Genomic DNA, 16,276 nt, shown 5'->3' on the forward strand with positions numbered 1-16,276 from the left:
CACTAATTGTAGTCTAAAAACCAAATAATTGATATGAGAATTAGTTTTCCTTATTTATTGATGTTTTCCCTGCTTTTATTTTCCTGTTCATCAGATGATAATGCTTCAGATAATAACAATCCTCAATTAGAAGGCATCTATTTTCCGCCTTTGGCATCAGATATTTGGGAAACGAAATCTTTGGAGGAATTGAATTGGGACACAAATGAGCTTCAAGAATTATTAGACTATTTAGAAATTAACAATAGTAAAAGTTTCATGGTTTTACACGATGGGAAAATTGTTGTGGAATCTTATTTTGATGGTCATACAAATACCTCTCCTTGGTATTGGGCAAGTGCAGGCAAAACACTTACAACTTCAGTTACGGGAATCGCACAGGACGAAGGATTACTAAATATAAACGATAAAGTTTCCGATTATATTGGAACTGGTTGGACAAGCACACCGTTAGAAAAAGAAGATCTTATTACTTGCGAAAATTTATTAACCATGACTTCTGGATTAGATGATAGTTTAGGAGACAATGTATCCTCATCTAACCTACAATATATTACAGATGCTGGAGAGCGTTGGGCGTATCATAATGTTTATGTGAAACTTCAAGATGTTATTGCAAGTGCGAGTGGACAAAATTGGTCGTCTTATTTTAATGCAAAATTGAAAGACAGAATTGGTATGTCTGGTGCTTGGATTCAAAATGGTGACTTTAGCGTCTATTGGAGCAACACTAGAAGCATGGCACGTTTTGGTTTATTGACTTATGCCAATGGGAAATGGCAAAATGAACAAATAATTCCAGAGGCATTTTTAAATGATGCCGTAAATACATCCCAAAACCTAAATGAAGCTTATGGTTATATGTGGTGGCTTAATGGAAAGTCTTCTTTTAGATTACCACAAACTCAAATTCAATTTAGTGGAGAACTTATACCAGACGCACCTGGCGATATGTACAGCGCACTAGGAAAAAACGATCAAAAAATATACATATCACCTAGTAACAAGTTAGTTGTGATAAGGATGGGTAACGCAGCTGATAGTGAAAATCTAGCACTATCAGATTTTGATAATCAACTTTGGATTAGAATAAACGCAATGATTAATTAATTATAATTTAGGTGCCTTTCTCGCTTTTGATGCTTGTTCATATACATAAGCCCATTCTAACAACATCTTCTCTTGTAATCGCTTTGCAATAAATGTTAAGCCCTTTGGTTTACCTTCTTTTGTATATCCCATAGGTACCGTAATTGCAGGATATTCAGCCACAGCGGCGAAACCTGCATGATAATTATTAATGGACAAGAATCCATCGAGCTTATGATTTCTCATAGGTATATCAAAATACTGCTTACCATTGGTATTTAAAGTATCTTTAATACGCTCTAAGAAAAGCGAGTCACCTTGATCCTCCACAATACCCTTAAATAAACTTTGACCATACGGCATTGTTGCAATTGAGTCTTGAAGATTATACTCCATTACATCAGCAACAGACATCAGCCCAATATCTTTGTTGGCATAATTTTCCAAATAAGTAGGTAAGTCCTTTTTCATATCAAGATTTAAAAGCCTTAAAAAATTTGGTAAGCCTAGTTTTTCTTCATCTATTTCAACAATTTCTGCACCTTGATTTTTCAATACCTCTAATGCATTTAGGTATAACGTATCTTCTAACAAACGTTTGGGTGCACCAAACCTCTTGCCTACAATGCTAGCTTCCTTTATATCATTGGTATAAAAACCTAGATCCCAAAGTGCATATATGGATTTAGAATCTGACTTGTCTTCGCCAAAAATTGCATCTAAGACAATTGCATTGTCCATAACCGTTCTTGTAATGGGTCCTGCAGTATCTAGCGTTGAAGAGATTGGTACAATTCCCGATCTACTTACCAATCCTATAGTTGGTTTTAATCCTACAGCTGAATTCTGGCTTGCAGGTGACAATATTGATCCAGACGTTTCACTTCCCAAAGTTGCAGCCGCAAAATTTGCTGAAACAGAGACTCCACTTCCTGAGCTTGAACCTCCAGTATCAAACACACGTCTTCCATAAGGATTAAGTGTCTGTCCTCCTATTGCACTATAACCGCTAGGACAATCTCCACAGAAAAAATAAGCCCATTCACTTAAATTTGCTTTACCTAATATTAAAGCTCCCTTAGATTTTAATTGTTTGACAATAAACGCATCATCCACATAATTGTCTTTTAGGGCAACAGCACCAGCTGTTGTAGCCATACCTGAAGCATTTATATTGTCTTTCAACAGTATTGGCATTCCGTAAATAGGATGTGTTTTTTCATTTTTTTGTTGGTCTAATTTCTTTGCTTGGTCAATCACATTAGGGTTAACTGCAATAACAGAATTCAAAGACTTAGGGTTTTCCCTATCGTACTTTCTAATTCGGTATAAATAGAATTTGGTTAGATCTTCATACTTTAAACTACCATCTTTGACATGTTCTTGTAAACTTAAAATATCTTGTTCTACAACAATTGGCATAAGTCTTTGGTAATCTTCCTCTGTAAAATCATCCAATTGTTTGTTAACTGAATCCCAAATTTCAGCTTTAGTCAAATTCTTAGAATCCAAAACCTTAAATTCAGTGAAATCTTTTGTAGATATTGCTTTTACACCAGATGTGTCATCAGAATTTGAGGTCACTTCATCAGTCTGACTTTCTTGAGGTATAGTTGATTTTGATTGTTTGTCCTTTTTACAAGAAACTATGGACAAAAAAAGAATGAAAATAAGGGTGAAACGCATGGTTAGTTTTTTTATAAAAATACGAAAACCATTTGTTTAGAAAATAAAAAAAGCCCTATTAGACTATCGCTAACAAGGCCTTATAATATATCTATACTAAATATTACTTAAAGAAAGAATCTACAAATTCAAATTTATTGAATACTTGCAAATCTTCGACACCTTCACCCACACCAATGTATTTCACAGGTACTTTAAACTGATCGCTTATACCAATTACAACACCGCCTTTAGCCGTACCATCTAATTTAGTAACTGCCAATGATGTAACCTCTGTTGCAGCCGTAAATTGCTTTGCCTGCTCAAATGCGTTCTGACCAGTAGAACCATCTAAAACCAGTAGCACATCGTGTGGTGCTTCACCTAATACTTTTTGCATCACTCGCTTAACCTTAGTCAGCTCGTTCATTAGATTCACTTTATTATGTAATCTTCCAGCAGTATCAATAATAACAACATCTGCATCTTGATTAACTGCACTTTGCAAGGTATCGAATGCCACAGAAGCAGGATCACTTCCCATGTTCTGTTTTACAATGGGTACATCAACTCTATCAGCCCAAACCTGTAACTGGTCAATCGCTGCCGCTCTAAAAGTATCTGCAGCACCTAATACTACTTTTAATCCTTGCTTTTTAAATTGATACGCCAACTTACCAATAGTAGTGGTTTTGCCAACACCGTTAACACCAACCACCATCATTACGTATGGCTTTTTGTCTTGAGGCACTGTAAATTCTGTAGCTTCACCAATATTAGTTTCTGATAGCAATGCTGCTATTTCTTCTCTTAAGATTTGATTAAGTTCTGAAGTGCCTAAATATTTATCTCTAGCTACGCGTTCTTCTATACGCTCTATAACTTTTAATGTTGTATCAACACCTACATCGCTGGTCACTAAAACTTCCTCAAGATTATCTAGTACATCATCATCTACTTTAGATTTACCTGCAACAGCCTTATTTAATTTGTTGAAAAAGGATGTTTTAGATTTTTCTAGGCCTTTATCGAGGGTTTCCTTCTTTTCTGAAGAAAATATTTTTTTAAAAATACTCATATTATCTATTTGCTTTGCTAACAGCAACAACCTTGCCTTTTATAGGATTCTGCAAAGTTGTCATATGCGCTCAAATATAGCCATAAAAAAACTGCTTTCAAACGAAAGCAGTTTTATGAATCTTATATTGGAAATATTATTATTTCTTATTTAAAAAGTCATTGACAAACTCTGGTGACATCACTGATTCTACAAACATGTAGGCACCAGTTTTAGGTGATTTTACCATTTTAATAGCTTTTGTCAAACGCTTAGATCCTGTCTGTAAGGTTGCTACTGATTTCTTTGCCATGATTCTATTATTTTATCTCTTTATGAACTGTCATACGCTTTAGGATTGGGTTAAATTTCTTAATCTCCATTCTATCTGGCGTATTCTTTTTATTTTTAGTTGTAATATATCTTGAAGTTCCTGGCATTCCAGAAGCTTTGTGCTCTGTGCACTCTAAGATTACTTGAATTCTATTTCCTTTCTTTGCCATGGTAAATTGACTTTAGCTTTTGCTATTATTTATAAAAACCTTTTGCTCTAGCTTCTTTAAGTGCTGCAGAGATACCAATTTTATTGATAGTCTTTAATGCAGACGTAGAAACTTTTAATGTTACCCACTTATCTTCCTCAGGAATATAAAAACGCTTCTTAATCAAGTTTGCGTTAAACTTGCGCTTTGTTTTATTCATGGCGTGAGAAACATTGTTTCCGACCATTGCTTTTTTCCCAGTAAGTTCACAAACTCTTGACATTGTATTCTTTCTTTAGGTACGTTAATTTTTAACAGGGTGCAAATTTAGTAAAACTTTATGTTTCAACAAACATAAATTGTCACTTTTTTGAAATTTCTTTAAGAAGTAATTCAAAGGCTTTATTTGTTGCCTTCATTATTACTTTTTCTCTATGATTTCCGAAATTAAAAACCTCAGATAAAACCTCATTTTCAGTGGCAATAGAAATCCATACAGTTCCAACTTCTGCATCAGAATCTCCTTTAGTAGGACCTGCATTACCAGTTGTGCTTAATCCATAATCACTGTTAAAAAGCTCACGAACATTTTTAGCCATGGATTCTGCAACTTCTTTGCTAACTACCGAATAACTATTAATTACATCTTCATTAACCCCCAACACATTTACCTTTGATTCCGTAGCATAACTTACCAAACTACCTTTAAAGTATTTTGAAGCTCCAGCATTTGCAGTAAATGATTGTGCTATTCTTCCTCCTGTACAACTCTCTGCAATAGAAAGTGTTTTGCCAAGTTCGGTTAATCTGTTACCAATTAACTTTTCAATAGTAGCATCCTCTTCAAAACCAACAAAAATATCTTCAACAAGTTTTACAAGATGATTAACCTGTTTCTCCATTTCGGCCTCAACTAAAGACTTATCCATAGCCTTAGATGAAAGCCGTAATCTTACCCTACCCAAACTTGGCAAATAAGCTAGTTTTATAAAATCAGGCAAATTATCTTCAAAATCCTCGATCCTGCTTGCAATCGCACTTTCTCCCAATCCAAAGGTTAAAAGTGTTTTATGTTTAATGAAAGGAAAGTGAAACTTTTCTCTTAAGGCAGGTAAAACTTCATCACTTATTAAGGCCTTCATTTCATAAGGGACTCCTGGTAATGACACAAAGACTTTATCACTTTTCTCCATCCACATTCCAGGTGCAGTTCCATATTTGTTCATTAGTACTTTGGCCTTTGACGGAACTAAGGCTTGATGTCTGTTAATCTCGGAAATAGGTGTTTTGATATACTTTGAAAATAAATGTTCTACATTTTCTAGCACAGCCTTATCTTCAACTAAAGTATCGCCAAAATACTCACAAATAGTACGCTTGGTGATATCATCCTTTGTTGGCCCTAAACCACCAGTGATTATTATGATATCTACATTATCCTCTGCTTCCTTTAGGGATTTTAATATGTGATCCTTATCGTCTTGTACGGAAGTAATCTGAAATATGGAAATTCCAATCTTGTTGAATTCTTTACTAATAAATGCCGAATTGGTATCTATAATCTGACCAATGAGAATCTCATCTCCAATTGTTATTATTTCTGCCGTCAATAGTTAGTCTTTTAAATGATTTTGGCAAAGGTAAAGCTATTAAAAAGTTAATTCATTATTTTTAAACAACCTTTAATAAAATTCTTAGCTAACCATGACCAATAGAAAGATCACTAAAATAGTTTTTTGTTGTGCAATATTTTGCAGTATGTTTTATCAATGTGATGAAGAAAAGGCTACTGAAGTAGCCGAAGATCTGCCAATAGAAGTAAATTTTAAACCAGAGTATACTCTTACCAAGGATCAAACACATAATAAATTTAGCAGTACCATACCACCTGTACTTACCGTCAAATCTGGTGCTGTTATTGAAGCTTTTACTGAAGATGCTAGTGATGAACAGTTTAATTTAAATTCTACGGTTAAAGATTTAGAGAATCTTGATTTTGAACCTATCCATCCCTTAACAGGACCTGTTTTTGTTGAAGATGCAGAACCAGGAGATGTTATAAAAGTAACATTGCATGAAATTGAGCTTGGAGATTGGGGCTGGAATGCCATCTATCCTGGATTTAGTTTTGTTGCCGACTCCATTAAAGGAGAATACTTAAGAATATATGACCTTAAAAATGACAAAACTAAAGTCAACTTTAACGATTCAATTCAACTTAAGTTAAATCCATTTCCTGGCGTTATGGGAGTGGCTCCAGCTACATCTGAACTACTCAGTACCATTCCACCAAGGGCAAATGGCGGAAATATGGATGACCCTAATATGGCTGTTGGCACATCAATTTATTTCCCTGTATTTGTAGATGGTGGCTTATTCTCAATTGGTGATGGCCATGCTGTACAAGGTTTAGGCGAAGTATGTGGTACAGCTATAGAAGTACCGCTAAGAATAGTTTATGAGATTGAGTTGATTAAAAACAAATCCATTGAAGAGCCACAATACGAAACAAAGGATTACTATGCCACTACAGGCTACGGAACAACTATTGATATTGCGGCTAAAAAAGCAACACTTTATATGGTTGACTATTTAATGAAAGACCATAATTTAAGTGAAAATGAGGCTTATGCTTTGTGCTCTCTTGCTGGAGACCTCAAAATAGCAGAAGTTGTAGATTTACCGCATATGCTTGTTACCATGCATATGTCTAAAGATGTTTTAGGAATTAAATAATTACAAATTAAAATCAGACTTAATCTCTGCAGCTGCGTTTTCGACACCTTCTAATACAGTTTGCAATTGTGAAGTAATGTCTTTGTCTTCTTGTTCAAATTTCCCCCAATCTTGTACCTCTATTAAGGCATCATACGACGACAACCCAAATAATTCTAGAGTTGGTTTCATTTTATGAGCAGCTTGATAAGTTTCATAAAAATCATTTTCCGGAACCGCTTTTCTCAACCGATCCGCATCTACCGGAACTTCTTCAATAAACGCAGCGGCCAATGCCATAACGAAATCTTCATCGTTATCTGCCATTTCTCTTACTCGATCTAATGTATAATGTTGTGCCATTTATTTTATTTTTATTGAAAACATTTCTTGGTCTTCAATGTATCCTTTTAATTGATCATTTGCAAAAACCTTACCAACTCCGGCAGGTGTTCCTGTAAATATAATATCTCCAATTTTTAAAGTAAAATATTTTGAGACATATTCTATCAGTTCATCTATTTTCCATAACATTAGTCTGGTATTTCCTGTTTGCACTTGCTCTTCATTCTTTTTTAAACAAAATTTTATATTATCAATGTCAGCAAACTGAGTTTTGGGTAACCATTTACCTATTACTGCTGCACCATCAAAGGCTTTGGCTTTTTCCCAAGGTAATCCTTTTGATTTTAATTTTGCTTGTAAATCTCTGGCGGTGAAATCAATACCGAGACCTATTTCATCATAATATTTATGTGCAAATTTCTTATCAATGTACTTCCCTACTTTTATAATTTTAACCAATACCTCAACCTCGTGATGTACCTCATCCGAAAACTCAGGGATAAAAAATGGTTGTTTCTTCAATAAAATTGAAGTATCAGGTTTAAGAAAAACCACTGGATCTGAAGGTTTTTCATTCTCTAATTCCTCAATGTGTTTTGTATAATTTCTTCCTATGCAGATAAGTTTCATTAGCCTAATTTATTATTAAACTGACGTAATTTAATTGCAGTTAACACTTTTTTAGTATACAACGGAAAATCCGCATTAAGCAACCATCCAAAATATCCAGGTTCCTGTTCCATAACATCAACAACTCGCTTTCCCTTATGCTTTCCAAATGAGAAACACTCCTCTCCCTCTTTATTGTAGATTAAAAAACCGGCAAAATCTGCAAACTTTTTACGAGAACTAAATTCAGCTAAAAATTTAGTGTCGTTCTCTAACTCATCATATCTTGAAAGTTGAGCCTTTAATACTTCATAAGTAGCTTTTGTATCTGCTTCTGCACTATGTGCATCATCTAAATTTTTATCACAGTAAAACTTATAAGCGGCACTTAGTGTCCTTTGCTCCATTTTATGGAATATGGTTTGCACATCTACGGCAACTCGGTTTTTCATATCAAAATCTACTTCAGTACGTAACATTTCTTCAGCCAAAAGCGGAATATCAAATCGATTAGAATTAAACCCACCTAAATCAGAATCCTTGATTAAAGTATGGACCTCTTTTGCAATTTCCTTAAAGGTCGGAGCATCTGCAACGTCTGCATCTGAAATTCCATGCACTTTTGTAACCTCTGGCGGAATTGGTATGGTAGGATTAACCAATTTCGTATACGATTCTTCTTTGCCATTAGGAAAGACTTTAAGTATAGAAATCTCAACGACTCTGTCTTTTGAAATATTAATACCTGTGGTTTCTAAGTCAAAAAAACAGATTGGTTTATTCAGATTTAATTGCATACTCTAAAATTTTCTACAAAGGTAGTGGATTTAGTCACAATAATAATTGAAAACAAATATTTGAGGAAACGATAAATTTAGGCGAATTTTGTTTTGAAAAATAATAGTCATGACACAAAATTCCAAAACTAAATTGGCCTTTAATTGTGGTGCAACAATGAAAAATAGATTTATGATTGCACCTCTAACCAACCAACAGAGCCACGAAGACGGAAGACTATCTGATGATGAGTATAAATGGCTCACCATGAGAGCTAAAGGCGGTTTTGGCTTGGTAATGACTTGCGCATCTCATGTACAAGAGGTCGGAAAAGGTTTTTCTGGACAATTAGGTATATTTTCAGATGATTTAATTGATGGTCACAAAAGGCTAGCATCAGAAATTAAATCTCATGGTAGTTTGGCCGTTATACAATTGCATCATGCAGGTATGAGGTCACCATATGAGGTGATAAAACAAAAAGCCGTTTGTCCTTCAGATAGTGAAAAACACAATGCTAGAGCATTAACACTTACAGAGGTTCATCAATTGAGGCAAGATTTCATAGGTGCAGCTACAAGAGCAAAGAAATGCGGTTATGATGGTATTGAAGTCCATGGCGCTCATGGTTACATCCTAACTCAGTTTTTAAGTTCTAAAATTAATCAACGTACTGATGAATATGGTGGTTCATTAGAAAATAGAGCACGATTATTATATGAAATCGTAGATGGAATTAGACAAGCATGCGGTAATGAATTTTTAATTGGTGTAAGATTATCACCAGAGCGATTTGGAATGCAATTAAGTGAGATGATGAAAGTCAGTCAAACGCTAATTAACGAGCATGAAATCGATTTCTTAGATTTATCCTTATGGGATTGTTTTAAAAAGCCTGAAGAATATCCTGAAAGCGAACTTAGTTTAATGGAACATGTTCTTCAACTAAATTTCAAAAATGTAAAGCTTACTGTAGCTGGGAATATTCGAAGTGGTAAAGATGTTAGAAAGGTGCTTGAGGCTGGTGTTGATTTTGTAACTATTGGCCGTTCTGCTATTTTACATCACGATTTCCCTCAAAAAGTTATTGAAAACCCAAGTTTTATGCCAGTAGAAAATCCTGTTTCAGAAGATTATTTAAAATCTGAAGGATTAAGTAAAACATTTATTAATTATATGAAACGCTGGGAAGGTTTCGTAAAATAAAGAAGCACAGTAATTAAACTGTGCCTCTAAATAAATATAATATTTGAGTAAAAATTAAATTTCTCTATCCATATCCCAAGCTTCGAGATAATTTTTAACGGCTTGGACAAATTGCCCTCCCAACGCACCGTTAACAACACGATGGTCGTACGAATGTGAAAGGAACATTCTGTATCGTATTCCAATAAAATCGCCCTCTGGAGTTTCAATTACTGCCGGAACTTTTCTTATAGCACCTAAAGCCAATATACCAACCTGTGGCTGATTAATAATAGGCGTTCCCATAATACTTCCAAATGTACCAACATTAGTAACAGTATAAGTACCATCTTGGATCTCATCTGGTTTTAATTCGCCTATTCTTGCTCTGTTGGCTAAATCATTTACTTTTTTGGCCATACCAAGTAAATTCAATTGATCAGCATCTTTAATTACAGGTACAATTAAATTACCATCAGGTAAAGCGGCAGCCATTCCTAAATTTATATTCTTCTTTTTTACGATATTGTCACCTTGAACGGAAATATTCAACATCGGATAATCTCTCAATGCCTTGGCAACTGCCTCTAAAAAGATAGGCGTAAATGTTAGATTTTCACCTTCACGTTTTTTGAAAATGTCTTTATGCTTGTTTCTCCAATTCCAAATATTTGTCACATCTGCCTCAATGAATGATTGCACATGAGCCGAAGTTTGGACCGATTCTACCATATGCTTGGAAATGAGTTTACCCATTCTGGTCATTTCAATGATTTCATCACCTCCAGATGCAATAACAGGTGTAGCTTCTTGATGTTGTACAACAGGTTTTGACACAGATTTCGTCTCAACTTTTTGTTCTACTACTGGCTGTACTTGAGATACTTCAGTAGGTTTAGCACCTCTATTTTCTAGATAGGCCTTCATGTCATTTTTTGTAACACGTCCATCTTTACCAGTTCCTGGAATTATATCTAACTCACTTTGTGATACGCCTTCCTGCTTTGCTATGTTTCTAACTAGTGGTGAATAAAACCGATCTCCAGATGATATTACAGGTTCAACAGATTGTTGTGCAGCCACAACCGTTTGGGCTACCTCTTGAACTATTTCTTGTTCTTTTACCTCATCCTTAACTGCCTCAACAGGAGCACTTGCAGTCTCTTGTTCTTCGCCTTCAATTTCAATTACGGCAATAGTTTGCCCAACTTGAACAACATCATCTACATTAAACAATTTTTCAACCAAAACACCATCTACTTCACTAGGAACTTCACTATCTACCTTATCAGTTGCAATTTCTAAAACTGCCTCGTCCGCTTCAATAGTATCACCAACTTCCTTTAACCATGACGTAATTGTTGCTTCAGCAACACTCTCTCCCATTTTAGGTAACTTAAGTTCAAACTTTGCCATATCTATAATTTGAAGGTCTTTATTAGTCAATTAAATGCAAAATTAATAAAAAATCAGATATTTTGTTGATTTTTATTCATTTTGAATCTATTTAAAATTTTACCACAACGCCTCTACTGACAGAAGAATCGCTTCCAAGGATAAAATTACTGCTTTTCAGTAAAAATCTATAGACACAATTAACTTGTTTTGATTTTTGCTTCATATCGTTAATTATGGTCTTAAATTCTGTATAATCGCAATCATAAACCAGCATACTATCTGGTTGTAATTCAATCCCCAAGTCTTGTATAGGCTCAATTGGTTTAACTAACTTATTTGAAACACCGCTATTCAAGTTTTCCGCAAAAATATAGGTGCTTTTTATCATTGGTGCTTTAGACTGTTTAGATCTACTTGTAATCTTTAGGGCTTTTATCCCGAACCAAACAATAGTATTAAACAAAGGATTGCTTTTAAAATGCTTCTTATAAAAAATTTGCATCGCATTGAAAAATCGTTCTGCATAAACACTATTTTTCATAGTACTCTCACCCTTGAAATGTATTATGCTCGTTTTGCCAAAATAATAATTTGTATAACCAGATTTTTTAATTCTATACGATAGATCTATATCCTCACCGTACATGAAGTAGTCCTCATCAAATCCTCCTACTTCATTATATATTTTTGATTTCAAAAACATAAATGCACCTACATAAACATCTGCCTTGCCTACTCCATCTTTATCAATATGATTGGCATAGTATGATTTATCCATACCAATCATTTTCCTAATAGATACAAACGGTGTTGGAATATTGCGTTTACTTTCTGGCAGAAAACATCCCGTCCCATCAATAAGCTGGCAACCAACTATCCCAGTTTTTGCTCTTTGGTTATAAAACTCTATTAGTTTAATAAAGGTGTCTTCTGCAACAACCGTATCTGGATTAAGGATGCAAAGGAATTCTCCCTTTGCGGAGGCTACTCCAATATTATTACCTTTTGAAAAACCAAAATTATCTTCATTCTCAATCAATTTAACCTTGGGAAATTTAGACTTAACCATGGCGCAACTTCCATCATTGGAGGCATTGTCTACAACAATTATCTGACTCTCTATTGTACTAGTTGCCCTTACCACACTTTTTAGACACAACTCTAAAAAGTGCTCAACATTATAATTAAGAATAATAATTGAAAGTTTCACGAATCCCTAGGATTTTAAAGAGGCTTCAAACGGAACTCTATCAATGATACTTCTTCCTAAAGTTATTTCATCGGTATACTCTAACTCGTTACCAGCTGCAACACCTCTAGCTATTGTTGAAGTAGCAACTTCAGTTCCTTGAATTTGCCTGAATATATAAAAATTGGTAGTATCACCTTCCATAGTTGGACTCATTGCAAAAATTAGTTCTTTTACATGTCCACTCTTCACTTTTTGAACCAATGAATCAATATTTAAATCTTGTGGACCTATTCCATCCATTGGTGAAATTTTACCACCTAAAACATGGTACAATCCTTTAAATGAACTTGTATTTTCAATGGCCATAACATCTCTGATATCCTCAACTACACAAATTAAATCCTCTTGTCTATTTGGATTGGAACAAATTTCACATAATTCCTTATCGCTGATATTATGGCACGATTTACAAAACTTTATTTCAGATCTTACTTTAGTTAACGCATCTGCCAATTGAAAGGTTTGGGAGTCTGGTTGACGGAGCATATGCAATACTAATCTCAAAGCTGTACGCTTACCTATACCAGGTAATTGAGACATCTCATTTACTGCATTTTCAAGAAGTTTAGATGAAAATTCCATAGTTGCGAAGGTACAGTTTTTAAGTTCAATGAAAAAGTATAAAAAAGTCCAATTATCAAGTAAAACAATTGGACTAAACTTGTTTTAAGTTTGAGAATTCTAATCTAAAACTAACTTCTTAGTTACTTCACCGTAGTCACTGTTTAACTTTACAAAATAGATACCCTTCTCAAAGTTAGAGACATCGATTTTATGACCTCTAAATACTTCAAGGTTTTTTGCATAAAACATTATTTTACCCAAACTATTATATATCCTTAAAGTAACCATTTCTGGTTTTGTCCATTTAATATTTACTTCATTATTTGCAGGATTTGGATAAATACTAAAATCGTCCGAATCAAATTCTGCTATACTAAGCGAAGCATCATATAAATTAGATCTCCATAATCCTCTACCGTAGGTCGCCGCATATAACTTATTGTCAGTACTATTAATTTCAAGTTCGTTAATTCTCACATTAGGAAGCCCATTATTAAAAGGAATCCAGGTATTGCCCAAATCATTATCCGTGTAATAAATACCATAGTTCATACCTACATAAAGACCGTCTTCACCATTATCTTGCCAGGCAACAGCTTGTGACGAAAAATTTGGCAAATCCCATGGTATTGGAGTAAATGTAAGACCACCATTTGTGCTAATGTAAACCTTATTACTATTAGTTGTTGCAGCGGCAATTTTGTCTGGATCTGAAGGATGAACCGCAATACTGTTAATTCGACCACTTGAAAGATTTAATCCGGAAGGTGACCATATTAAACCACCATTTGTTGTATACCATAGAGCTCCATCAATTGCTAGGTACATTTTATTGTTATCTGATGGTGCTATCTTAAGTTCATCAATATCATCACCGAAATTTTGTGAGATTGACGTCCAATTAGATCCACCGTCAACAGATTTATAAACTTGGTCAAAAGCACAATAAATGGTGTTTTGGGTGATTGGGTCTTGTTCAAAAGGTACAACCCAATTCCAATTGTTTTGTCCACCTTTTCCGTCTGGTTGCCCTACACTTATTACACTATTTCCACCGTTAGTTGATTTTACAAAAGAACCATACTGTGATGTCCCATATATAATTTGAGTGTTATTTTTATCAATAAAGCCTTCCATACCATCTGCACCCCACCAATCGTACCAGTTTCCATCTGCTCTAAGTACAGAAGATCCATTATCTTGTGAACCTCCTGTTACAATAACAGGATCAGTTTGGCTAATTCCAATTCTATAAAACTGTCTAATACCCAAACCTGGTGTAAGATCTGTGTAATAACTGGCATCTACCGTTGTTGGATCATCTGCTTTGAAAATACCTCCGTCCGATCCAACAAATAACTTAGCATTTGCGCCTGTACCAACAAATTGCATAATATCAACATCTGCATGACAGTAACCAATATTCTCATTTGATGCTCCTCCAGGTGTCCATTGAGAACTAATACTAAATGATACGCCACCGTTTGTAGAACGCCATGTATTAATACCAGCTATATGCACATCGTTAACATCATTCGGGTTAACCGTAATGGCCATATCTCTTGGTGCTTGACCTAGATTATCAAAACCATTTGAATCGTAACCAAAATAATTTTGAAATGGATGACTCAATTGAGTGAAGGTGGCACCGCTATCCGTAGATTTGTGTATACCTCCAAAGGTTCCACCATCGGCCTCCACAACATATACGACAGACGGATCATCTGCAGAAACACCTATCATCTTAACTCCTGAAGAGAAATCATTCGATGCGGATTCAAAACCATCTGAAAACACAATGCCTAAATTTGTAGCTTCAACAGAAACGTCATCTAAAGTAAGTCCACGACTCCAATTAGCAATTCCTTCAAATGCTATAAAATAATCTGAAGTAACATTAGGCAAATTAAGTGTAATATCTGTCCATTGAGCCGCCTCTGCAGTATAATGCGCTAGTTGTACCCAATTACTTGATACTGAAGTTTTATAATATACTTTTAATTGATCTATATTCCCTACCCAGTTGACTTGAGAATAAGAAAAATTTAATGTTGGATTTGTCGCACCTGATAAATCCAAAGAAGGTGAAATTAACCTAGTAGTAGGAAAAGTGTAATTATTAATATTTAAAAATGCCATTGAATCACCAGTTCTTGGAGTTATAGAACCATTTTGATTTGAATCAGACGTCGTCCAACTATTGGTTCCACTGACATATTCTTGCATCCATGCATCCAAACCATCACTTGTATCGAAAGTTGCTCCGCCATCTGTAGAAACATAGAATCTTGTACCTGAAGCATAAACCGTTGTAGGGTCTCCTGGTTTGAATTGAAAATCATATCCAGTGGTCGCACTAGAATTAATTGAAGTCCATGTTGATCCTCCATCTAAAGATTTAAAAAGACCACCTCCTTGAGCACTGGCATACAATTTAGAAGTATTAGTAGGATCAATTAGGATTCTATTTACATTACCATTTGATACATCACCGTGTAATGTCCAAGTTGCACCACCATCAGTAGATTTAAAAATTGTTCCTCCTGTTGATCCCCAATAATATGTACTACTATTTAATGGATCTATTGCTAATGCATATACATCGATATTTGCCAAATTATCAGTAAGCCCGGTCCAAGTATTACCACCATCTAAACTTTTCCATACGCCACCAGTTGGACTTCCAACAATAATATGATCTAAATTAGATTCATCTACTGCAATAGATGTGATACGACCTACACCAGGATTATAACCAGAAGTAGCATTCCAATACGTTGGGCCCATTTCTTCCCAAGTACCAACCGTTGTTCTTAAAAACAATGACTCGCTATTTTGTAATGCATTATAATTTTGAAGCTCATTGTAGTAAAACTCAGGAGATTTTAGCATACCATTTTCGTCCATGGCGCGCTCAGCAAAATACTGCCACCTTCTAAATGGTTTGTACCCAGTACCACGATCTCGACCAACTTCATCAAAGTGAGCTTCGGCTCGTTGAGATATGTATTGTACAGTGTGAGTTCCTTCTGCAATTAAATCAAGATATTCTTGTGAATTCCCGATTAACGCAATAAATAAGAGCGAAAATAAAAGGATTAACTTTTTCATAATTATTCAATTTGAGGTAGCTTTTTT

16 protein-coding genes are annotated in these 16,276 nt (G+C 34.8%); 3 read left to right on the plus strand and 13 right to left on the minus strand.

Annotated elements, in window-relative coordinates; translation table 11 throughout:
* The first annotated feature begins 33 nt into the window (after positions 1-33).
* Positions 34-1,110, plus strand: a complete 1,077-nt coding sequence (locus tag LBV24_RS11200) for a serine hydrolase domain-containing protein (RefSeq protein ID WP_224478747.1) — start codon at positions 34-36, stop codon at positions 1,108-1,110.
* On the opposite strand, the gene LBV24_RS11205 is transcribed toward LBV24_RS11200, so the two are convergent.
* The 6 genes from LBV24_RS11205 to LBV24_RS11230 all read right to left on the minus strand — a co-directional run bounded on the left by LBV24_RS11205 (position 1,111) and on the right by LBV24_RS11230 (position 5,903).
* A complete protein-coding gene (locus LBV24_RS11205; RefSeq protein WP_224478748.1) occupies positions 1,111-2,775 on the minus strand; it encodes an amidase family protein in 1,665 nt (554 codons plus the stop codon).
* 103 nt (positions 2,776-2,878) lie between these two features.
* The gene (gene ftsY, locus LBV24_RS11210; RefSeq protein WP_224478749.1) at positions 2,879-3,832 is read right to left on the minus strand and encodes a signal recognition particle-docking protein FtsY; all 954 of its coding nucleotides are present in this window, start codon (positions 3,830-3,832) and stop codon (positions 2,879-2,881) included.
* A gap of 139 nt (positions 3,833-3,971) precedes the next feature.
* The gene (locus tag LBV24_RS11215; RefSeq protein WP_114301299.1) at positions 3,972-4,124 is read right to left on the minus strand and encodes a DUF4295 domain-containing protein; all 153 of its coding nucleotides are present in this window, start codon (positions 4,122-4,124) and stop codon (positions 3,972-3,974) included.
* Positions 4,125-4,131: 7 nt separating this feature from the next.
* Complete coding sequence (gene rpmG, locus LBV24_RS11220) at positions 4,132-4,314, minus strand: 50S ribosomal protein L33 (protein ID WP_076616981.1); 183 nt, start codon at positions 4,312-4,314, stop codon at positions 4,132-4,134.
* Between the two features lie 25 nt (positions 4,315-4,339).
* Positions 4,340-4,576, minus strand: coding sequence for a 50S ribosomal protein L28 (gene rpmB, locus LBV24_RS11225; RefSeq protein ID WP_114301300.1), 237 nt, complete (start codon positions 4,574-4,576; stop codon positions 4,340-4,342).
* 79 nt (positions 4,577-4,655) lie between these two features.
* Positions 4,656-5,903 carry a competence/damage-inducible protein A gene (locus tag LBV24_RS11230; RefSeq protein ID WP_224478750.1) on the minus strand — a complete coding sequence of 416 codons (1,248 nt, stop codon included), beginning with the start codon at positions 5,901-5,903 and terminating at the stop codon, positions 4,656-4,658.
* A gap of 94 nt (positions 5,904-5,997) precedes the next feature.
* Between LBV24_RS11230 and LBV24_RS11235 the strand changes: the two genes are divergently transcribed.
* Entirely contained in the window at positions 5,998-7,029 is a 1,032-nt protein-coding gene (locus tag LBV24_RS11235) for an acetamidase/formamidase family protein (protein WP_224478751.1), read from the plus strand.
* On the opposite strand, the gene LBV24_RS11240 is transcribed toward LBV24_RS11235, so the two are convergent.
* From LBV24_RS11240 to LBV24_RS11250, 3 genes are read right to left on the minus strand one after another with little or no spacing between them, the layout of a single operon-like run.
* A complete protein-coding gene (locus LBV24_RS11240) occupies positions 7,030-7,371 on the minus strand; it encodes an Hpt domain-containing protein (protein WP_224478752.1) in 342 nt (113 codons plus the stop codon).
* Positions 7,372-7,983 (minus strand): fumarylacetoacetate hydrolase family protein, encoded by a 612-nt coding sequence (locus LBV24_RS11245; RefSeq protein WP_224478753.1) that lies wholly within the window; start codon positions 7,981-7,983, stop codon positions 7,372-7,374.
* On the minus strand, positions 7,983-8,759 hold the full coding sequence (locus LBV24_RS11250; RefSeq protein WP_224478754.1) for a 3'-5' exonuclease: 777 nt from the start codon (positions 8,757-8,759) through the stop codon (positions 7,983-7,985). Before LBV24_RS11250 ends, LBV24_RS11245 begins: the two co-directional genes overlap by 1 nt.
* Positions 8,760-8,868: 109 nt before the next feature.
* Between LBV24_RS11250 and LBV24_RS11255 the strand changes: the two genes are divergently transcribed.
* Positions 8,869-9,945, plus strand: coding sequence for an NADH:flavin oxidoreductase (locus LBV24_RS11255; protein WP_224478755.1), 1,077 nt, complete (start codon positions 8,869-8,871; stop codon positions 9,943-9,945).
* Positions 9,946-9,999: 54 nt separating this feature from the next.
* Here LBV24_RS11255 and LBV24_RS11260 read toward each other — a convergent pair whose 3' ends face one another.
* The 4 genes from LBV24_RS11260 to LBV24_RS11275 all read right to left on the minus strand — a co-directional run bounded on the left by LBV24_RS11260 (position 10,000) and on the right by LBV24_RS11275 (position 16,249).
* Positions 10,000-11,340, minus strand: coding sequence for a dihydrolipoamide acetyltransferase family protein (locus tag LBV24_RS11260; protein WP_224478756.1), 1,341 nt, complete (start codon positions 11,338-11,340; stop codon positions 10,000-10,002).
* 91 nt (positions 11,341-11,431) lie between these two features.
* Complete coding sequence (locus LBV24_RS11265) at positions 11,432-12,532, minus strand: glycosyltransferase family 2 protein (protein ID WP_224478757.1); 1,101 nt, start codon at positions 12,530-12,532, stop codon at positions 11,432-11,434.
* Positions 12,533-12,538: 6 nt separating this feature from the next.
* Positions 12,539-13,156: a recombination mediator RecR gene (recR, locus tag LBV24_RS11270; protein WP_224478758.1), complete on the minus strand. Its 618-nt coding sequence runs from the start codon at positions 13,154-13,156 to the stop codon at positions 12,539-12,541.
* A gap of 99 nt (positions 13,157-13,255) precedes the next feature.
* Positions 13,256-16,249, minus strand: coding sequence for a VPS10 domain-containing protein (locus LBV24_RS11275; protein ID WP_224478759.1), 2,994 nt, complete (start codon positions 16,247-16,249; stop codon positions 13,256-13,258).
* Positions 16,250-16,276: the final 27 nt, after the last annotated feature.

It is taken from the genome of Winogradskyella vincentii, from assembly GCF_020166345.1.
Classification (GTDB): domain Bacteria; phylum Bacteroidota; class Bacteroidia; order Flavobacteriales; family Flavobacteriaceae; genus Winogradskyella; species Winogradskyella vincentii.